This window comes from Mycetocola sp. Y791 (assembly GCF_059445325.1).
Genome location: NZ_JCAIUC010000004.1, coordinates 196,987 through 215,639, shown reverse-complemented (window position 1 = coordinate 215,639; position 18,653 = coordinate 196,987). Strand labels below are relative to the sequence as shown.

The window sequence follows — 18,653 nt, the reverse complement described above, 5'->3', positions numbered from 1 at the left end:
TGGAGACCGTGACCCTCAAGCACAGCCTGCTCGCCCTGCTCGTCGCCCTGATCTGGGGACTCAACTTCGTCGTCATCGATGAAGGACTCGACGGGATGCCTCCGCTGCTGTTCGTCGCGCTGCGCTTCGTGCTCGTCGCCATTCCCGCCGTGTTCTTCATCCGGCCGCCTCAGATCGGCTGGCGGAACATCCTCGCCATCGGCTCCTTCCTGAGCTTCGGGCAGTTCGCGCTGCTCTACCTGGCGCTTCACCTCGGCATGCCAGCGGGCCTCGCCTCGCTGCTCCTCCAGACCCAGGTCATCCTCACCGTCCTGATCGCGGCCGGTGTCCTCGGCGAGCGCCCGACCCCACGCCAGCTGATCGGCGTGGTGGTCGGAACTCTCGGGCTCGGGATCGTTGTCGTCGGGCACAGCATCGTCGCTCCCTGGGTGCCTCTCGTCATCACGATGGGCGCCGCTCTGTCGTGGGCGATCGGTAACGTGCTGAGCCGCCGCGCGAAGGTGGCATCCGGGCTCTCGCTCGTCGTCTGGTCAGCGCTGGTCGTCCCGCTGCCGAGCGCCGCGCTCGCGGTTCTGCTCGATGGTCCGGATGCCGTCGGGTACGCACTCACTCACCTGTCGCTGGTCTCCATACTGAGCACGCTGTACACGGCGGTCGCCGCATCGCTGGTCGGGTACGGCATCTGGAATTCGCTGATGGCACGGTATCCGACCAGCGCCGTTGTTCCGTTCACTCTTCTCGTGCCCGTCATCGGTATCGTCGCGGCATGGCTGGTGCAGGGTGAAGTGCCCACGGTGACCGAGATCCTCGGCGGTGCTGTCATGCTCGCCGGGCTCGCCACCGCGGTGATCACCACAGGCACGGGCTCCGGGTCACTGAAAGTCCCGCGACCGGGTGCTCGCGCTGAGCGGAAGCGGTTCAATCCGGTCGGCAAGCAGGTTGACGATGCCCTCGGGTGAGCGTTCGAGGATTCCGCGCACAATCATCGCCGGCGCCTCGCGCGCCGTTCGCCGGTAGCGCCCCCAGACGCCGACACTGCAGATCACGTTGACGAGGCCCGTCTCGTCTTCGAGGTTCATGAAGGTGATGCCGCTCGCCGTCGCCGGTCGCTGCCGATGGGTGACGACACCGCCGACCTCGATCCTGCGTCCGGATTCCGCCGTCTGCAACTGGGCGGCACTCAACACACCCCGCTCGGCGAGCGCTGATCGAACGTGCCGGATCGGGTGATCATCGGGAGTGACCCCGGTCGACCAGAGGTCATTGACCACCTGCTCCTCATCGGTGAGCATGGCGAACAGCGGAGGCTGGACGGCAATGTGGCTGCCGTTCAGCTGGTCGGGTCGTTCCTGCGAGGCCTGCGCGGAGTCCCACAGCGCTCCGCGTCGGGAGAGCCCCATGCTGTCGAACGCTCCGGCTGCTGAGAGCGCCTCGAGCTGGGCCGAGTTGAGCCCCACCCGCCGTGCAAGGTCACGCATGTCCCGGTATGGCCCGCCTCGTTCGCGTTCGGTGACGATCTGCTTCGCCTTGCGCTTTCCGATCGAGGTGACCTCGGCGAGTCCGAGGCGCACGACGTATGCGCCGTCACGGCGGTGATCCCCCGGGTCGAACGGCGCATCCCTGTCGAACGGCTGCACAGTGGGCTGTTCGGTCTCGATGCACGGATCGAGACCGGTGGTCCGAACGACGCCGCGAACACCGTCGAGGGGTTCGAGTTCCGCCTCGACACCGGAAAGCTGGATATCGGGCCGTCGGGTCTCGACACCGTGACGGCGAGCATCCGCAACGAGGGACTGGGGTGAATAGAACCCCATCGGCTGCGCGCGGAGCAGCGCGGCGAGAAACGCCGCCGGGTAGTGCAGGCGCATCCACGCGCTCGCGTAGACGAGCAGCGCAAAACTGATCGAGTGGCTCTCGGCGAAACCGAAGCTCGCGAAAGCCTGGATCTTTGAATAGATCGTGTCTGCGTCAGCGCCCGTGATGTTGTTCTCTGCCATTCCCGCGTATAACTTCTCCTTGAGTGAACCGATCTTTTCCTGCCCACGCTTCGACCCCATGGCCCGCCGAAGCAGGTCGGCATCTTCGCCAGTGCACCCGCCGACGACCATGGCCATCTGCATCAGCTGCTCCTGGAAGAGCGGAACTCCGAGGGTGCGCTCGAGCACAGGCTCGAGGTCGGGGTGAAGGTAGGTGACCTCTTCCACTCCCGTCCGCCTCCGGATGTACGGGTGCACAGCCCCACCCTGAATCGGGCCGGGCCTGACCATCGCGATCTGGATCACGAGGTCGTAGAAGCTCCTCGGCTTGAGCCGCGGCAGCATGCCCATCTGCGCGCGGCTCTCCACCTGGAACACCCCGACACTGTCTGCACGGCAGAGCTGGTCATAGACACCCTGCTCTTCCTTCGGCATCGACTGGAGGTCCCACCGCTCACCGCAGTGTTCATCGACGAGGTCGAAGGAGTACTGCAACGCGGCAAGCATGCCGAGACCGAGCAGGTCGAACTTGACCAGCCCCATCCAGGCGCAGTCGTCTTTGTCCCACTGCAGAACGGTCCTGCCGTCCATCCGCGCGTGCTCGATCGGGCAGACCTCTCCGACGGGCCGGTCGGTGAGCACCATTCCCCCCGAGTGGATGCCGAGATGGCGGGGGAAGGTCAGCACCTGTGAGGCCAGGTCGATGACGGGCGCCGGAATGTCGTGGTCGTCGCTCGACGTGAGCGCGCCCCACCGTTCCACCTGTTTCGACCAGGCATCCTGCTGACCAGGGCTGTGGCCGAGCGCCTTGGCCATGTCGCGCACGGCGAACTTCGGCCGGTAGGTGATCACGTTCGCCACCTGGGCGGCGTTGAACCTGCCGTATTTCTCGTAGACGTGCTGGATCACCTCCTCACGGCGGTCGGAATCGAAGTCGACGTCGATGTCGGGTTCTTCCTCGCGCATGCTGGAGAGGAACCGCTCGAACGGCAGGCCGTACTTGATCGAGTCGACGGCGGTGATGTCGAGCAGGTAGCAGACAGCGGAGTTCGCGGCAGATCCGCGCCCCTGGCACAGGATGCCGCGACCGCGGGCGAACTGAACGATCTCGTAGACGATGAGAAAGTAACCGGGAAAGTCCTTCTGCTCGATCACGTCGAGCTCACGTGCGATCCGTTCGGTGACCGCGGCGTCGGCGTTCGGGTACCGCCTGGCCGCCCCCTGCCAGGTCAGCTCGCGCAGCCAGCTCATCGGCGTGTGACCGTCGGGAACCTCCTGGAGCGGAAGCCCCGGCTTGACGCTCCGCAGCCGGAACGCGAGCTGGTCGGCGATCTCAACGGTGCGCGCAACCGCGCCCGGGTACCTCGCGAACCGCCGGGCCATCTCGGCACCGCTCCGCAGATGATGTGAACCGGATGCCGGCAGCCAGCCGTCGAGGTCGTCAAGGCTTCTGCGGGCGCGAACGGCGGCGAGCGCTGAGGCGAGGTGATGCTGACCGGGGGTGGCGTAGTGCGCGGCCATCGTCGCGACCACGGGCAGCTCGAGTTGCTCAGCGAGCGCGGCGAGGGTGTCGTTGTGCGCGGTATCGAGCGGGTTGCCATGGTCGAAGAGCTCAACGACGACGTTCCCCGCACCGAACAGCCTGACCAGTTCGTCGAGTTCGCGTCGCGCGCCGGCTTCGCCCTCGGCAACGAGAGCCTGCCGAACGGCGCCCTTGCGGCATCCGCTCAGCACAACCCACGTGCCGTCTGCCGCTGAGGCGAGGTCCTCGATGTCGTAGCTCGGCTTGCCCTTCTCGGCGCCCGCGGCGAGCTGCGCCGAGGTGATCGCGCCGGCGAGCCGGTGGTAGCCCTCTTCCTTCCGTGCGAGGACGACGAGGTGGGTACCCTCCGGGTCTGCTTCGCCGTTCTGCGGCTTGCTCAGGCCGAGCGAGAGTTCGGCACCGAAGATCGTCTTGAGCTCGGGGTGTGCCTCGGCCGCTTCGGCGAGGTGCACGATGCCGTAGAGGCCGTCATGGTCGGTGAGGGCGAGTCCGTGCAGACCCAGTCGAACGGCTTCCTCGACCAGGTGCTCAGGCGAGGAAGCCCCGTCGAGAAAACTGAAGTTGGAGTGGGTGTGCAACTCGGCGTAGCCGACGATCGTCTCAGCGGGCGGTGCCTCAACGGGAACAGGGACGTATGGCAACCGTTTCCGTGACCAGGCAGGACTGTCACCGCCGTCGGCACCAACCGGCGGTGTATTCGGCGGTGTGTCAGGCCCTGACAGGTCACTCAGCGAGCGTTCGAACTCCGACCAGGAGATCGGGGGGTTATGCCAGCCCATGACAACCGCCCTCCCTGGGTTGTTCAGTCATAGCGGGCCTCCGCCCACCAGCCGGAGTCGTCGAGAACGAGCAGCCACGCCGCCCCCGTATCGTCGACGAGCTGGAAGCGGTTGAGCCGGGTTCCGCCACCATCCCACCAGCGTTCAGCCACCGGCCACGGCCCAGCCCACGCACTGACAGCGACCGCGGCCTGTCCGTGCGGAGCAAAGCCAGCGGGGACGGCAGACAGCTCGCCACGTTCATCGACAACGATGTCGTGCCCATCTGCGGCGTGCACGACAACCCGCTGCCGTTCCGGAAATACTGTGGCGGGCGGCGGGCCTGGCAGCTTGCCAGGCCACGGCAGCTCCTGTGACGCCCGCACCAATGCTTCGCCCCCTGGTGGAAGATCACCCCACGGAACGAGGACCCGGCGATCGGACGGCTGGCGACCACCAATGATCCGAGCGGTGAGCACACCAGCGTGCCCGACCATGCCCTGCACACGGGACAGCCCCGAGTGGATGCGTTCATCTGTTGCGCCGCCATACAGGCCGGCTTCGTGGTTGCCAGCCGGATCGACACTCTCCGGTTCGACCCGGAGCGACGAGATCGCGCTGCTCAGCCCGCTGTCGGCCATCCCCGCACCCTGCAGCTGCCAGCGGACGCGGTCGAGCACATCACCGGCGGTGAACCACCGAGGGTGCAACCAGGTACGCGAACGCACGTCGCCTCCCTCGGTGCGCACCTCGATACGGATGGCCGTCGCCACGAGCGAGGACACCTGCAGTCGTGCCACGAACTCCTCAGCTGCTGCACGAAATGCGAAGGCGACCTGGTCGACCCGGTCAAGCGGCGGCTCGAATTCGACGACGCTCGAGTGATCGGCCGGTGGCACCCTGGCGTCGACGTCGCTCGGGTCGAGCCCTGACGCGAGCCGGTGGGCAAGAACCCCGTCCGGTCCGAAGCGGTCACGCACCTGCATGGCGTCGAGTGCGGCGAAGTCGCCGAGGGTGCGAATGCCCAGCCGCTGTAGCAGGACGGCAAGCTCGGGCCGTTCGAGAATGTCGACACCGAACGCGGCAAGGAACTCGGGCGAGCGTCCTGCGGGAACGATGCGGATGGCATCCGTTTCTCTCGATGGCGGGAGCTTCGCTGCCTGCGCCGCGGCGAAGGGCCCGTCGGCGATGCCGACCCGCGCGTCACGCACTCCGACGGCGCCGAGGGTGTCGAGCAGTGCCTGTGCCGCCTGTCGTTCGCCGCCGTAGTAGCGGCTCGGCCCGCGCGCACGCATGACGCAGGTACCGGGGCGGGAGAGCTGGACGCCTGGCACGATCTGTTCGACGGCGGCGATGACCGGCTCGAACGCCCGGTGATCGAGCACGGGATCGTACGGCAGCGCGATCAGCCCCGTGCTCCGCGACTGGGCTTCGCGCACCCGCAGGCCGCGACGGACCCCTTCGCTGCGAGCCGCCGCTGAACAGGCAAAAACTACGCCACGATCGATGAGGGCGATCGGTGCGTCCGGGCCGAACCCATGTTCGACAGCTGCAGCGTTTGTCGGCCAGTCCGGGCACCACAGCAGGATGGTGCGGATGGGAGCTTCGGTCACGATGCCGCCGCTTCGTGGTGCGGCTGACGGACCGATGGAACCCCGGCGAGACCCGCCGACCGGATCGACTGCTGGGTGTCTGGCAGCCACATCTGCTTGCGACGCGGTTTGCCGGCGAGCGTGCGCCCGGTCACAGCGACGGTCACCCTGCGAGCGGCGAGATAACCGTGGCCGTCGCCGAGCCCCGTCCAGCGATCGTCGGTCACCCGCAGCGTCGCCTCGCTCTGTGGCCAGTCGCCGAGCGCGACGAGCGTCGATCCACGCTGGCGCAGCCTCGAACCCAGGCGCGACACTTCTGCGGCAGAGACGGATGCCGGTGGGCGCGCGAGGACGACGGTGACAACGTCTGCGAGCGCAGCCGTGACCTGCAGCCACTGGTCTCCCGGCTCAGGCACGAGAACGAGCCGGTCAAGATCGATGCCCGCTGCCGCCGCTGCTTCGACACCGAGCGACGGCACACCGACGACACCACACCACGCGCCGGCAGCACTGGGACCGGCGAGCAGAGCAAGCGCGAGCGTCGTCGATTCGAGCACCGAGTATGCCGTGCCGGCGCGAAGCACTCCGCCGGGCAGAAGTTCGGCGACACCGGGCGATGTCGGGAGTCCGTGCGAATCTATCCGGGTAGTTTGCATCCCCCGGATGCGCGCCTGCAGTTCGGCAACCTGGCTCGCCACAGCGTTCGATCCCGCGGCGAATGCCGGGGGTCGAGCAGGAGCAACAGCGAGGGACATGGGTTAATAGTCGAACAGATATTCGATAAAGTCAATCGGGGAATCCAGCCCGGGAGAGTCGGAATTCCAGGGCACACACGCCCGCTGAGCGACGCACAAAAACGGCGAAGTAGAAGCCTTCGACGAGCGCTTCCAGCCGCGTCGAGAGGCCCGGCTCCTCGTCCCGTCCGCTTCCCCACAGCTCCCCCTGTCATACTGAAATTCAAGCTCCGACAGGCATGACGCCGCGAATTGAGACAGATGCCCGAACGGACGAACGACCCAATGACCGGTGACGGCGTCGAACCCCCACATCTCGTGTGGCTCGATGACGGCATCGAACATTCAGCTCTCTGGCGCTCCGAGAGCGGCTGGCCGGCACCGGCATCCGTCGTGACCGGAGACGACTCAATGACGGCCGAGACCGCCCTGCGGCTCGCATCCACCGGCACGGCCGTCCTCTGGACCGGCGACTTCCACAACGCCAAACAGTTGCTCGCCGCAATGGGCAAGCGCCTGGGCACACCCGCCCCACCCAAGAACGACGACATCACCGCCGCGTTCCAGCGCTCACGCGTCGACGCACTGCGGCGTTCGACACTGCTCGGGATGCTGCTCGTTCCGGTGTCAGCGGACGGCACGATTCCGCTGCGCCGCTCCCCCGACATCCGCCAGGCCATCGCTCATGCCTGGGGTCCCGCCATCGAGGCATCCGTCGTCTCCCTCCGCGAACTGCTCGGCGTCATCGGCGCCGAGGAATGGCGCACCCGTGGCGTTGACGTTCCAGCGCTCGGCGCGAAGATCCACCCGCACTACGGGGTCTTCTCCCCCGTGCGTGGCGAGTACCTCGACCTGGTCGCGAACGCACCCCTCCCGCCGAACGCGACGACAGCCTTCGATATCGGAACAGGCACCGGCGTACTCGCGGCGCTGCTCGCGCACCGAGGCATCCGTCACATCGTCGCCACCGACCAGGACCAGCGGGCTCTCGCCTGCGCGACAGCCAACCTCGACCGGCTCGGTTTCGGGCCGGCCGTCACCGTCGAGAAGACCGATCTCTTTCCCGACGGCCGCGCCGACATCGTCGTCTGCAACCCACCGTGGATCCCGGCCACCCCGAAGGTCGCAACGGACTATGCCGTCTACGACGAGGGCGGGCGGATGCTGGCCGGCTTCCTTTCCGGTCTTGCCGAGTACCTGACCCCGGATGGCGAGGGCTGGCTCGTGATCTCGGACATCGCCGAACGCCTCGGCCTGCGCTCGCGCGGAGACCTGCTCGATGCCATCGAGGACGCCGGCCTCGCCGTGATTGCCCGGATGGACACCCGTCCGACACACTCACGCGCAACCGACAGGACCGACCCGCTCAACGCCGCGCGTGCCGCCGAGGTCACGTCGCTCTGGCGACTCAGGGCGAACCCGGCGTAGCGCGCGCTAAACTTACCGAATGCATTTTTCTCTCGCAACGCCCCTGGGGCGACTGGAGGTTACCGGCGCATACTGCGCCGGCTCGAGGTAACGCTTCTTCGCTGACCCTCCTCGTTCTTCCGCGAGTATGCGTTCTCCCTGAGCTTGTGCATCAATGCACGCCGGGACACGCCAATCTTCCTGCGCCGGCCCATAACCCCGGCACACTCTCGAGCCTCCGGCTCTCTCACCCCAGGACAGAAATATGCTTCCCCTCACCCACAAAGACATCACCACCTCATTCATCAACGCGTCACGCAGCCAGGTCAGTGACCTCACCCTGCCCGAAGATTTCGAGTCGCTCGACTGGGACAACCTCGACTTCCTCGGCTGGCGCGACCGCAAACTGCCGCGCCGCGGCTATGTGATCGTGCAGCGCGACAACGGACCGGTCGGGATCCTGCTGCAGCGGGCAGAGGCCACACCGCGGGCGCGGGCGCAGTGCTCGTGGTGCCAGGACATCACCCTCGAGGACGACGTCGTGTTTTACGCAGCACGTCGCGCGGGCAAGGCCGGGCGCAACGGAAACACGATAGGCACACTCGTCTGTGCCGACTTCGGGTGCTCCCGCAACGCGCGCAAGCTGCCGGCCGTCGCCTACCTGGGTTTTGACGTCGAGGCGGCGCGCGACAAACAGATCAACACGCTGCGCGAGCGGGTGCAGGGTTTCGTCGCCGAGGTCGGCGCCGACGAGTAACCGGCACGCACTGGCCGCGCAGGTGGTGAGCATATTATGGCGAGGACAGTCATTGAGAGGGCGCCGCATGATCGAGATTCTGAATCCCACCGAACTGACCAGGGCGAAGGTCACGGGCACCCTGGTCGCTGACATCCTGTACGGGCTGAAAGACCGGGTAACGGTCGGGACGAATCTTCTCGACATCGACCGCTGGGCCCAGAAGATGATCATCGAGGCGGGAGCAGAATCCTGCTACGTCGACTACGCGCCGTCCTTTGGACGCGGCCCGTTCGGCCACTACATCTGCACCGCCGTCAACGACGCAGTGCTGCACGGACTCCCCCACGATTACCGGCTCGCCGACGGCGACCTGCTGACCCTCGACCTCGCCGTCCTGAAGGACGGCGTCGCTGCGGACTCCGCCATCAGCTTTATCGTGGGCGACTCGAAGCCCGCGGACAGCGTCGCGTTGATCACCGCGACCGAACGGGCGCTCGTCGCGGGAATCGCGGCGGCAGGCCCCGGAGTACGGATCGGAGACATCTCCGCCGCGATCGGCGCGGTGCTCACCGAGGCCGGTTACCCGGTCAACACCGAGTTCGGCGGCCACGGCATCGGCTCGACCATGCACCAGGACCCGCACGTGCCCAACATGGGCCGAGCCGGCCGCGGCTACACGTTGCGGCCTGGGCTGCTGCTCGCTCTCGAGCCCTGGGTGATGGCGGACACCGACAAGCTCGTCACGGACGCCGACGGGTGGACGCTCAAGAGTGCGACCGGATGCCGGACGGCACACAGCGAGCACACGATCGCCATCACCGACGACGGGGCCGAAATTCTCACCCTGCCGACGGCGCGACGGTAGCGAGAAGCGGGCGCCCGAGGTCTCGCTAGACCGGCGCGAACCCGTCGGCGCGGATTCCCCAGCTGGCTTCCCAGGTTTCACCCGGCGCGAGCCAGCGGATGCCACGACCCGAGTTGAAAGCATCGGCCGGCGCCGTCATCGGTTCGATTGCAACGGCCTTCGACTGACCGGGGTAGAGCTCTGTGCTGAACGCCTGCCAGTACCGGAAGTTCTCGTCGCCCCACACCGTGACCGAGCGACCATCGGGTGCCGTGATCGAGTGCTCGGATATGCCGTCGGTGATCACCGGGTCCGCAAACCCCGCGTCGAGGTCCAGGTCGCCAACGCGAACGCCATCGCGGAGGTCAAACGGCGTTCCTTCAACGGGCGTCTCTCCCGTCGGCAGGGACCGGTCATCGACGTCGATGTGGGTCGCTGCGCGAACGGTGACCGTGAGGTCCTCCGGTTCGATGTCGCCGATCGTGACGAACGGGTGGGCACCGACCGCGACGGGAGCCGCGGCATCCGTCCGGTTGGTGATCGTGTGGGTGACCTCGATGCCGGCGTCGACCAGCCGGTAGGTGACAGCGGTGTCGAGCAGGAACGGATAGCCGCTCTGCGGGAAAACCCTCGCCTCGAGCCTCAGCGTCGATTCGGTGCGCGCCGCAACCGAATACGGGCTGAATCGCAGCAGACCATGACTCGCGTTGTGCTTCTTCGGCTCGGTCAGGGCGAGCTGCTGCTCGACGCCGTCGAGGAGCCAGCGACCGTCACGAATGCGGTTGGGCCAGGGCACGAGGACGATCCCGCTGGCCAGCGGACGCTGCACGCCGGCGTCGTACGGCGGCACGATATCGATTCCGTACACGTTCAGTCGACGGATGCCTGCAGCCACCTGGGTGATCGTCGCTGTGACGTTTCCCCCCGACCCAGTGTCAAGACTCAGGTCGAACTGCTCACCGGTGACTGCGGTCATGGACCCACGCTCCTCGTTGTTGTGTGCAAAAAAGCGTAGCGCCAGACCGCCGAAGGGTCACGCGGTGAGGACCTCGACACCGGCAGCGGTGAGGTCCGCCAGCACAGCGGCATCCGCACCGTTGTTGGTCACGAGCACGTCGACGGCGCCGATGCCGGCAACCGCGCCGAGGCTGACCTGCCCGAGCTTGGACGCGTCGGCCAGCACGACGACACGATCAGCGGACGACACCATCAACTGCTTGACCTCGGCCTCCGGGAGGTTGACGTTCGTCACGCCCGCGACGGGATCGACCCCGTTGCAGCCGATGAAGGCGATGTCGGCGTGCACCTGCTCGAGCACTGTGCGTGCGAGCGGGTGCACGAGGGAATGCTGCAGCGGGCGCAGCGCTCCCCCGGTGACGATGACGGTGAACCGGGGAATCTCGGCTTCGAGCTCGAGCGCGATGTTGAGCCCGTTGGTGATCACCACGAGGTCCTCGAGGTCGTCGCGTTCGGCGAGCGCCTTCGCCGTGGCGAGCGCCGTCGTGCCCACATCGAGAAGGACGCTCTGTCCACTCGAGACGAGTGCAGCGGCACGGCGGCCGATGCTCTGTTTGGCGAGGGCGGATGCCTCGAGCGACGTTTCGAAACTCGCTTCGCGTGCCCGCTGTCCGCGTGGAACAGCACCACCATGCACCCGTCGGACCGCGTTGCCATCGTCGAGGGCGGCGAGGTCGCTGCGCACGGTGACCTCGCTCACCCCGAAGGCTTCACTGAGGTCGGAGACCCGGAGGAAGCCGCTTGCGGCGATCAACTCGGCCATCCGTTCGCGCCGAACGACTGCTGGGACGGTGTCGCCCGGAGCGCGAGGGGTCGAATCGGTCATGCGCTCATCTTCAGTTAGTTTCGTTTAGTTGTCAATGATGGGCCTGAAGCTTAGAATTACTTCCACTTGTGAAAGCCCGGCGTGCGGAAGGCAGCCAGAACCATGACCTCGATTACCTCCACCTCCGACGTCCTTGCAGACGGGCGCGAGATCATCTACTTCGATGACGCCGACACCACCCTCGGCCCTGATCGCTCCCCCGATTCGCGCGACCTGCCTGATCGACCTGCCACCGCGAGCATGCGGCAGGATCCGCTGACCGGCGAATGGGTGTCGATCGCGTCAGCACGCCAGAGCAGGGTTTTCCTGCCGCCGGCGCACCTCGACCCGCTTGCACCGCAGACGGAGACGAACCCGTCCGAGGTTCCGAGCAACTACGATGTTGCCGTGTTCGAGAACCGCTCGCCGTCGTTCGGCCCGCTGGTCGAGGACGAGAACGCCCCGCGTGGGCTCGATGACCTCACCGAGATCGGCATCGGCCGCATCCGCACGTCAGTGGGCCGGTGCGAGGTTGTCTGCTTCAGCCCGGAGCACGAGGGATCGTTCGGTTCGCTCAGCCGGTCACGCGCCCGCACCGTGATCGAGGCGTGGGCATCGCGTACCGCGGCGCTCAGCGCCCTGCCCGGCATCGAGCAGGTGTTCCCGTTCGAGAACCGGGGAATCGAGATCGGCGTGACGCTCCGTCACCCGCACGGCCAGATCTATTCGTACCCCTACGTGACCCCGCGCACCCAGCGGCTGATGGCATCCGTCGAGAAATACGGCCCGACGCTGTTCGCCGACATCCTCGCGAGTGAGCAGGCCGGTGAGCGCGTTGTCCTCCAGGGCGAGCACTGGACGGCGTTCGTTCCGTTCGCCGCACGGTGGCCGATCGAGGTGCACATGCTGCCGCACCGCCACGTCGCCGACTTCGCGGGCACCACCGATGAGGAGCGCGATGAGCTCGCCGTGCTCTACCTGCGGCTCCTGCGCGGCATCGACGCCCTCTACGAGACCCAGACGCCGTACATCGCCGCGTGGCACCAGGCGCCGGTGAACGTCGGCCGCGACGACATCCGCCTGATGCTGCAGCTGACGTCGCCGCGTCGTGCCGCCGACAAACTCAAGTACCTCGCCGGGTCAGAAGCTGCCATGGGAGCCTGGATCGGCGATATCCCGCCCGAGCAGACAGCACAACGAGTGCGTGAGGCGATCGCTCTCGCCGACAAGGAGACCCCCGTATGACGAACATCACCGAACTGGCCGAACGCGCGAGGGCCGGGTTCGCCTCGCGCTTCGATGGCGCGGCTCCCGCCGGCATCTGGCAGGCTCCCGGCCGGGTGAACCTCATCGGTGAGCACACCGACTACAACGACGGCTTCGTCTTCCCGTTCGCGATCGACCGGTCGACGGTCGTCGCCCTCGCCCCGCGCGCTGACCGCACAGTGCGGGTCACGTCGGCGTTCAGCGACGAGGTCGTGACCGTCGAGCTCGACGCGATCACCCCCGATGCCCTCTCAGACTGGTCGGCGTACCCGCTCGGCGTCGTCTGGGCGCTCGGCGAATTCGGTGCCAACCTCGCCGGGGTCACCGGTTTCGACGCGTTCATCGACTCGGACGTGCCGATCGGTGCCGGCCTCTCGTCGTCAGCGGCGATCGAGTGCGCCATCGCCGTTGCCCTCAACGACACCTGGCAGCTCGAGCTTCCCCGCGAGACCCTCGCGAAGGTCGGCCAGCTCGCCGAGAACAAGGCCGTCGGGGCACCGACCGGCATCATGGACCAGTCAGCCTCCCTGCTCGGCAAGGAGGACGCCGCGGTGTTCCTCGACTGCCGCAGCCTCGATGCCGAGGTGATCGACCTCGGTTTCGAAACCGCCGACCTCGTGCTGCTCGTCATGAACACCCGGGTGTCGCACGCGCACGCGACCGGCGGTTACGCCGCTCGCCGCGCTTCGTGCGAACGCGGGGCCGCCGAGATGGGCGTCTCCTCGCTGCGCGACCTCGACGTCGACGACCTGCCACGGGCGACCGAGGTGCTCGATGACGAGACGCTCCGCCGGGTGCGCCACATCCTCACCGAGAACCGTCGCGTGCTCGATACGGTGCGCACGCTGCGCCTCGAGGGGCCGACCGCGATCGGTGACCTGCTCGTGGCATCCCACGCCTCGATGCGCGACGACTTCGAGATCTCGGTGCCCGAACTCGACCTCGCCGTCGAGACAGCCCTCGCGGCGGGCGCGATCGGCGCTCGCATGACCGGCGGCGGCTTCGGCGGCGCGGCCATCGCGCTCGTTCAGAGCGCTGACCTTGCGTCGGTGTCGGATGCCGTGACGCGCGCGTTCGCGGACGCCGCCTTCACAGAACCGGAACTCTTCACCGTCACCGCGGCGGATGGCGCGAGCCGGGTCGAGTAGGAACCGAACGGACGGGCCAGGCGCAGCACGCGCCTGGCCCGTCGTGCTGTCCAGGGTCGGCGGTTAAGCCCCGGTCGCGTCGACGGCGGTCGCGAGGACCCGTGTGAGCTTGACGTTCACTCTCTGCCGGTCCGGCGGGACGGTAGCGTGAGTCATGGTCTTCTCGCCGCTCGGTCTGATTATCGGCCTGATGGTGCTCTCACCCAACCTCATCGTGCTGTGGTTCCCGCCACGAGTTCCCCTGCCAAATATCCGAGTGCCCCTGCTGCTGCACTGGGTCGAACGCGCGGGTCAAGCGCTGTGTCTGGTCGTTCCTGCAATCACGGCACCCGGACTCATCGCCGGCTGGTGGTCGCTGCCAACCCTGGCCGCGCTCGTCGGGTACTACGCACTGTGGGCCCGATATCTGTTGACGGGGCGTGACGGGACGACGCTGTATCGGCCATGGCTAGGGGTACCGGTGCCGATGGCGATCCTGCCGGTTATCGTGTTCCTGTCAGCCGCGGGCTGGCTGAATAACATCTGGCTGGCCGGCTCCGCCGTACTTCTCGGCGTCGGGCATATTCCCGCCTCCCTCATCATCGCGCGCCCGATCAGCGCGCGCCCGTGACGCGTCCTGCACCGGAACTCTTCACCGTCGTTAGCGCGCCGAGCGCGGTAGTTGCATGCCCGCGCTGCAGAAACATCTGCAGCGCGGGCATGGAACTGTAGCGCTCGCGGGTCTGCCGCGAACATCGAGGCGCGCTTTGGTGGCTACGGGTTGAGGCGCTCAGCGGTGTCGACAACGTTGGTGAGCAACTGCACGCGCGTCATCGGGCCGATGCCACCGGGATTCGGTGAGATCCAGGACGCGACCTCAGCTGCGGCCGGGTCGACGTCGCCGACGACACGGCTCTTGCCGGTCTCCGGGTCGACCTCACGACTCACGCCGACGTCGAGGACGATGGCGCCCGGCTTGACGGCCGAGGCCTTCACGATCCCGGGGACCCCAGCGGCGGCGACGATGATGTCCGCCGTACGCAGCAGGTCGTCGAGACCGACGGTGCCGGTGTGGGTGAGGGTGACCGTCGCGTTGTACTCCCGACGGGTGAGCAGCGGCCCGATGGCACGGCCAACGGTGACACCGCGGCCGACGACCACGACGTGCTTGCCTGCCAGCTCGATGCCGTGCCGCTGCATGAGCTCAATCGCCCCACGCGGCGTGCACGGCAGCGGTGTCAGTATCGGCCGGTTGACGTTGAGGACGAGCCGCCCGAGGTTGGTCGGGTGCAGCCCGTCCGCATCCTTCTCCGGGTCGACCCGTTCGAGGATCGCGTCGGTGTCGAGGTGGGCGGGCAACGGCAACTGCACGATGTAGCCGGTGCAGCTCGGGTCGGCATTGAGCTCGTCGAGCACAGCCTCGAGCTCTTCCTGGCTGATCGACTCGGGCAGGTCGCGTCGGATCGACTCGATGCCGACCTCGGCGCAGTCGCGGTGCTTGCCTGCGACGTACCACTCAGACCCCGGGTCGGAACCGACGAGGACGGTGCCGAGGCCGGGCACAATACCGCGTTCCCGAAGCGCTGTGACGCGCTCCTTCAGCTCGGACTTGATGACTGATGCGACGGCCTTACCGTCGAGGATCTGCGCCGTCATCGACTACTGAACCAGGCCGGGGTAGAGCGGGAAAGCCTCGGTCAGAGTCGCAACGCGAGCGCGGAGCGACTCGATGTCGGCGCCGGGCTGAAGCGCCGTCGCGATGACGTCGGCAACCTCGGTGAACTCGGCATCACCGAAGCCACGCGTGGCCAGCGCGGGCGTTCCGATGCGAAGTCCCGATGTGACCATCGGCGGGCGCGGGTCGAACGGAACAGAGTTGCGGTTGACGGTGATGCCGACCTCGTGGAGGGCGTCTTCCGCCTGCTGGCCGTTGATCTCCGAGTTGCGGAGGTCGGCGAGCACGAGGTGCACATCGGTGCCGCCGGTGAGGACGTCGAGGCCCGAGGCCCGCGAGTCATCAGCCGTGAGGCGCTCGGCGAGAATCCGTGCACCACTGAGGGTGCGCTGCTGGCGGTCCTTGAACTCGGGCTGCGATGCGAGGAGGAAGGCCGTCGCTTTGGCGGCGATGACGTGCATGAGCGGTCCACCCTGCTGGCCAGGGAAGACGTTCGAGTTGAGCTTCTTGGCGAGCTCCATGTCACGGCTGAGGATGAAGCCCGAGCGGGGACCAGCGAGTGTCTTGTGCACGGTCGACGACACGACATCAGCGAACGGAACCGGCGACGGGTGGAGACCTGCGGCGACAAGTCCCGCGAAGTGGGCCATGTCGACCCAGAGCTTCGCGCCGACCTCGTCAGCGATGGCGCGGAAGGCGGCGAAGTCCAGCTGACGCGGGTACGCCGACCAGCCGGCGATGATGACCTGGGGCTTGTGCTCGAGTGCCTTCTCGCGAACGACGTTCATGTCGACGAGGAAGGTCTCCGGGTCGACACCGTACGACACCGCGTTGTAGAGCTTGCCGGAGAAGTTGAGCTTCATGCCGTGGGTGAGGTGTCCACCGTGAGCGAGCTCAAGGCCAAGAATGGTGTCGCCGGGGGTCGCGATCGCCGAGAGCACTGCCGCGTTGGCGCTCGCACCCGAGTGCGGCTGGACGTTGGCGAACTCGGCACCGAAGAGGCTCTTCGCGCGCTCGATGGCGAGCGACTCGGCGACGTCGACGTATTCGCAGCCGCCGTAGTAGCGGCGGCCCGGGTATCCCTCGGCGTACTTGTTGGTGAGGACGCTGCCCTGCGACTGCAGGATCGAGACGGGAACGAAGTTCTCGCTCGCGATCATCTCGAGGTAGTTGCGCTGGCGGCCGAGCTCGTTGTCGAGAACGGCGGCGATTTCGGGATCGACCTCGGAGAGAGGTGCGTTGAACGTTGAAGACAAAACTGGCTCCTTAAGACAGCGGCGGACAAGAGAGGTAATCCGTATCGACCCAGGCGTTCGGCCGAATCCGTGTCAGTCGCTCCCCGATGGTAACCATCCGGATGCTGAGCCATTCCCGCTGATTAAGAGTCAGTCGGTCAGGTCAGCACCTTTACGCCAGTTGCGACACGGCAATGGTATCAGGATGCCATCACCACACTCCCCGAGCGCTGGCTACAGTGGACAGACGCCCGAATCGGCAGCTCGGACACCGCAGTTCAAGAAACGGATCACAGATGAGACACCTCCCCGGCAGCATCGTTCCCCAGCCTGTTACGCAGGTCACACCACCCGGGGCTGCACCCTTCGTTCTGACGACCGCGTCCCGGATCCTCGCGACGACCGCCGCGGCATCCGTCGCCTCGTACCTCGCCGGGCTGCTGCGACGATCGACGGGGTTTCTCGTTCCGATCATCGAACCGTTCGAGGCAGGCCCGGACGGCGGTGAGCCGGCGCCAGCACATGACATTGCACTGCACCTCGACGTCGCCGACACCAGGAACCTTGGCGAGGAGGGCTACGCACTCGAGACGTCTGCACTCGGTGTGCAGCTGACCGCCGCCACCGCGGCCGGGCTGTTCTATGGCGTCCAGTCGCTGCGTCAGCTCTTCCCGAGCGACGTCGAAGACCGCACGGTGCAGTCCGTCGCGTGGGAGGCCCCCGCGACCACCATCACGGACCGGCCGCGCTATTCCTACCGGGGCGCCATGCTCGATGTGGCCAGGCACTTCTTCGGCGTAGACGAGGTGTGCCGGTTCATCGACATGATCACCCTGTTCAAGATCAATGTGTTGCACCTCCACCTCACCGATGACCAGGGCTGGCGCATCAGCATCGACTCTCGGCCGGAACTCACCGAGATCGGCGGTTCCACCGCTGTGGACGGCGACCCCGGCGGTTTCTACACCAAGACCGACTTCACTCGCATCGTCGAGTATGCGAGCGCCCGCTTCGTGACGATCGTGCCCGAGATCGACGTCCCCGGCCACACCAACGCGGCACTGTCAGCACTGCCCGAACTCAACCCGGGCGGCACAGCGGCGCCGGCATACCTCGGCACAGAGGTGGGCTTCTCGACCCTCGACACGACGAGCGACGCCACCTGGGCGTTCCTCGACGACGTCTTCCGTGAGGTCGCAGAGCAGTCCCCTGGCCCGTGGCTCCACTTCGGCGGCGATGAGTCCCACGCCACACCGACCGACGAGTACCGGGAGTTCGTCGCCCGCGCGAGCCGGCTGGTCGCATCGCACGGCAAGGTCCCGATCGCATGGCACGAGGCCGGAATCAGCACCGACCTCGCCCCAGGGACCGTCGGGCAGTACTGGAGCTTCCTCACGCCGCAGAACGACGCGGCCGATCGGGCACTCTCGTTCGTGCGCCAGGGCGGTTCGCTGATCCTCTCCCCCGCGGATGTCGCCTACCTCGATATCTCCTACGACGAGTCGAGCCCGATCGGGCTGTCCTGGGCGGACGGGTTCACGACAGTGCGTGAATCGTACGAGTGGGAGCCGACCGCGATCCTTCCCGACGTCGCCGGGAACATCCTCGGCATCGAAGCGCCACTCTGGACCGAGACCGTTCGATCGAGGGCCGACATCGACTACCTCGCGTTCCCCCGGCTCGTCGCGCTCGCCGAGATCGCCTGGTCGGTGCGACCGGATGAGTCAGACCGGCGGGTCTGGGCTGACTTCGCCGCTCGGCTCGAGGCACTTCAGCCACGGTTTGAGGCACTGGGCATCAGAGCTGGGGCTCGCGTGAGCGCCACGGACACCGAGCCGGGGCTGGCCACTTAGGTTGCATCCGCGGTCGCGGCGATTGATAATGATTGTAAAGCGATAAATCAATCACTACCAATCATCGATACACGGAAACGGA

Annotated in this window: 15 protein-coding genes and 1 riboswitch; of the genes, 8 read left to right on the top strand and 7 right to left on the bottom strand. The window is 66.9% G+C overall.

Going from position 1 to position 18,653, the window contains the following annotated elements; all coding sequences use genetic code 11:
- The first annotated feature begins 8 nt into the window (after window positions 1–8).
- Window positions 9–959, top strand: coding sequence for an EamA family transporter (locus AC1C2N_RS14070; RefSeq protein WP_483404983.1), 951 nt, complete (start codon window positions 9–11; stop codon window positions 957–959).
- Here AC1C2N_RS14070 and AC1C2N_RS14065 read toward each other — a convergent pair.
- From AC1C2N_RS14065 to imuA', 3 genes are read right to left on the bottom strand one after another with little or no spacing between them, the layout of a single operon-like run.
- Window positions 873–4,298: an error-prone DNA polymerase gene (locus tag AC1C2N_RS14065; RefSeq protein WP_495434332.1), complete on the bottom strand. Its 3,426-nt coding sequence runs from the start codon at window positions 4,296–4,298 to the stop codon at window positions 873–875. The two genes, AC1C2N_RS14070 and AC1C2N_RS14065, sit on opposite strands and share 87 nt — an antisense overlap.
- A gap of 23 nt (window positions 4,299–4,321) precedes the next feature.
- Window positions 4,322–5,890, bottom strand: a complete 1,569-nt coding sequence (locus AC1C2N_RS14060; protein WP_495434331.1) for a DNA polymerase Y family protein — start codon at window positions 5,888–5,890, stop codon at window positions 4,322–4,324.
- A complete protein-coding gene (imuA', locus tag AC1C2N_RS14055) occupies window positions 5,887–6,624 on the bottom strand; it encodes a DnaE2-dependent mutagenesis accessory factor ImuA' (protein ID WP_495434330.1) in 738 nt (245 codons plus the stop codon). The genes AC1C2N_RS14060 and imuA' overlap by 4 nt, the downstream gene beginning before the upstream one ends.
- Window positions 6,625–6,864: 240 nt before the next feature.
- Between imuA' and AC1C2N_RS14050 the strand changes: the two genes are divergently transcribed.
- The 3 genes from AC1C2N_RS14050 to map all read left to right on the top strand — a co-directional run bounded on the left by AC1C2N_RS14050 (window position 6,865) and on the right by map (window position 9,614).
- Window positions 6,865–8,031 carry a methyltransferase gene (locus AC1C2N_RS14050; protein WP_495434329.1) on the top strand — a complete coding sequence of 389 codons (1,167 nt, stop codon included), beginning with the start codon at window positions 6,865–6,867 and terminating at the stop codon, window positions 8,029–8,031.
- 244 nt (window positions 8,032–8,275) lie between these two features.
- A complete protein-coding gene (locus tag AC1C2N_RS14045) occupies window positions 8,276–8,767 on the top strand; it encodes an FBP domain-containing protein (protein ID WP_495434328.1) in 492 nt (163 codons plus the stop codon).
- Between the two features lie 67 nt (window positions 8,768–8,834).
- Complete coding sequence (gene map / locus AC1C2N_RS14040; RefSeq protein WP_495434327.1) at window positions 8,835–9,614, top strand: type I methionyl aminopeptidase; 780 nt, start codon at window positions 8,835–8,837, stop codon at window positions 9,612–9,614.
- Window positions 9,615–9,639: 25 nt separating this feature from the next.
- On the opposite strand, the gene AC1C2N_RS14035 is transcribed toward map, so the two are convergent.
- Both AC1C2N_RS14035 and AC1C2N_RS14030 read right to left on the bottom strand, forming a co-directional pair.
- Window positions 9,640–10,569 (bottom strand): aldose 1-epimerase family protein, encoded by a 930-nt coding sequence (locus AC1C2N_RS14035; protein ID WP_495434326.1) that lies wholly within the window; start codon window positions 10,567–10,569, stop codon window positions 9,640–9,642.
- Between the two features lie 57 nt (window positions 10,570–10,626).
- The gene (locus AC1C2N_RS14030; protein ID WP_495434325.1) at window positions 10,627–11,436 is read right to left on the bottom strand and encodes a DeoR/GlpR family DNA-binding transcription regulator; all 810 of its coding nucleotides are present in this window, start codon (window positions 11,434–11,436) and stop codon (window positions 10,627–10,629) included.
- 102 nt (window positions 11,437–11,538) lie between these two features.
- Between AC1C2N_RS14030 and galT the strand changes: the two genes are divergently transcribed.
- From galT to AC1C2N_RS14015, 3 genes are all read left to right on the top strand, one after another.
- On the top strand, window positions 11,539–12,660 hold the full coding sequence (gene galT, locus AC1C2N_RS14025) for a galactose-1-phosphate uridylyltransferase (protein WP_495434324.1): 1,122 nt from the start codon (window positions 11,539–11,541) through the stop codon (window positions 12,658–12,660).
- On the top strand, window positions 12,657–13,829 hold the full coding sequence (gene galK / locus AC1C2N_RS14020) for a galactokinase (RefSeq protein WP_483404796.1): 1,173 nt from the start codon (window positions 12,657–12,659) through the stop codon (window positions 13,827–13,829). Before galT ends, galK begins: the two co-directional genes overlap by 4 nt.
- A 154-nt stretch (window positions 13,830–13,983) precedes the next feature.
- The gene (locus AC1C2N_RS14015) at window positions 13,984–14,439 is read left to right on the top strand and encodes a hypothetical protein (protein ID WP_495434323.1); all 456 of its coding nucleotides are present in this window, start codon (window positions 13,984–13,986) and stop codon (window positions 14,437–14,439) included.
- Between the two features lie 143 nt (window positions 14,440–14,582).
- On the opposite strand, the gene AC1C2N_RS14010 is transcribed toward AC1C2N_RS14015, so the two are convergent.
- Together AC1C2N_RS14010 and glyA are read right to left on the bottom strand one after the other, a co-directional pair.
- Window positions 14,583–15,464, bottom strand: coding sequence for a bifunctional methylenetetrahydrofolate dehydrogenase/methenyltetrahydrofolate cyclohydrolase (locus tag AC1C2N_RS14010; RefSeq protein ID WP_495434322.1), 882 nt, complete (start codon window positions 15,462–15,464; stop codon window positions 14,583–14,585).
- A gap of 3 nt (window positions 15,465–15,467) precedes the next feature.
- On the bottom strand, window positions 15,468–16,739 hold the full coding sequence (glyA, locus tag AC1C2N_RS14005) for a serine hydroxymethyltransferase (protein WP_483404799.1): 1,272 nt from the start codon (window positions 16,737–16,739) through the stop codon (window positions 15,468–15,470).
- Between the two features lie 40 nt (window positions 16,740–16,779).
- Window positions 16,780–16,913, bottom strand: a riboswitch (ZMP/ZTP riboswitch).
- Window positions 16,914–17,014: 101 nt separating this feature from the next.
- Between glyA and AC1C2N_RS14000 the strand changes: the two genes are divergently transcribed.
- Complete coding sequence (locus tag AC1C2N_RS14000; protein WP_495434321.1) at window positions 17,015–18,571, top strand: beta-N-acetylhexosaminidase; 1,557 nt, start codon at window positions 17,015–17,017, stop codon at window positions 18,569–18,571.
- Window positions 18,572–18,653 lie beyond the last annotated feature (82 nt).

Excerpts from the sequence above, each read along its gene's own strand:
- AC1C2N_RS14065 (WP_495434332.1), bottom strand. The coding sequence starts at position 4,298 with ATGGGCTGGCATAACCCCCCGATCTCCTGGTCGGAGTTCGAACGCTCG.
- imuA' (WP_495434330.1), bottom strand. The coding sequence starts at position 6,624 with ATGTCCCTCGCTGTTGCTCCTGCTCGACCCCCGGCATTCGCCGCGGGA.
- AC1C2N_RS14050 (WP_495434329.1), top strand. The coding sequence starts at position 6,865 with ATGCCCGAACGGACGAACGACCCAATGACCGGTGACGGCGTCGAACCC.
- AC1C2N_RS14045 (WP_495434328.1), top strand. The coding sequence starts at position 8,276 with ATGCTTCCCCTCACCCACAAAGACATCACCACCTCATTCATCAACGCG.
- map (WP_495434327.1), top strand. The coding sequence starts at position 8,835 with ATGATCGAGATTCTGAATCCCACCGAACTGACCAGGGCGAAGGTCACG.
- AC1C2N_RS14035 (WP_495434326.1), bottom strand. The coding sequence starts at position 10,569 with ATGACCGCAGTCACCGGTGAGCAGTTCGACCTGAGTCTTGACACTGGG.
- AC1C2N_RS14030 (WP_495434325.1), bottom strand. The coding sequence starts at position 11,436 with ATGACCGATTCGACCCCTCGCGCTCCGGGCGACACCGTCCCAGCAGTC.
- galT (WP_495434324.1), top strand. The coding sequence starts at position 11,539 with ATGACCTCGATTACCTCCACCTCCGACGTCCTTGCAGACGGGCGCGAG.
- galK (WP_483404796.1), top strand. The coding sequence starts at position 12,657 with ATGACGAACATCACCGAACTGGCCGAACGCGCGAGGGCCGGGTTCGCC.
- AC1C2N_RS14015 (WP_495434323.1), top strand. The coding sequence starts at position 13,984 with ATGGTCTTCTCGCCGCTCGGTCTGATTATCGGCCTGATGGTGCTCTCA.
- AC1C2N_RS14010 (WP_495434322.1), bottom strand. The coding sequence starts at position 15,464 with ATGACGGCGCAGATCCTCGACGGTAAGGCCGTCGCATCAGTCATCAAG.
- AC1C2N_RS14000 (WP_495434321.1), top strand. The coding sequence starts at position 17,015 with ATGAGACACCTCCCCGGCAGCATCGTTCCCCAGCCTGTTACGCAGGTC.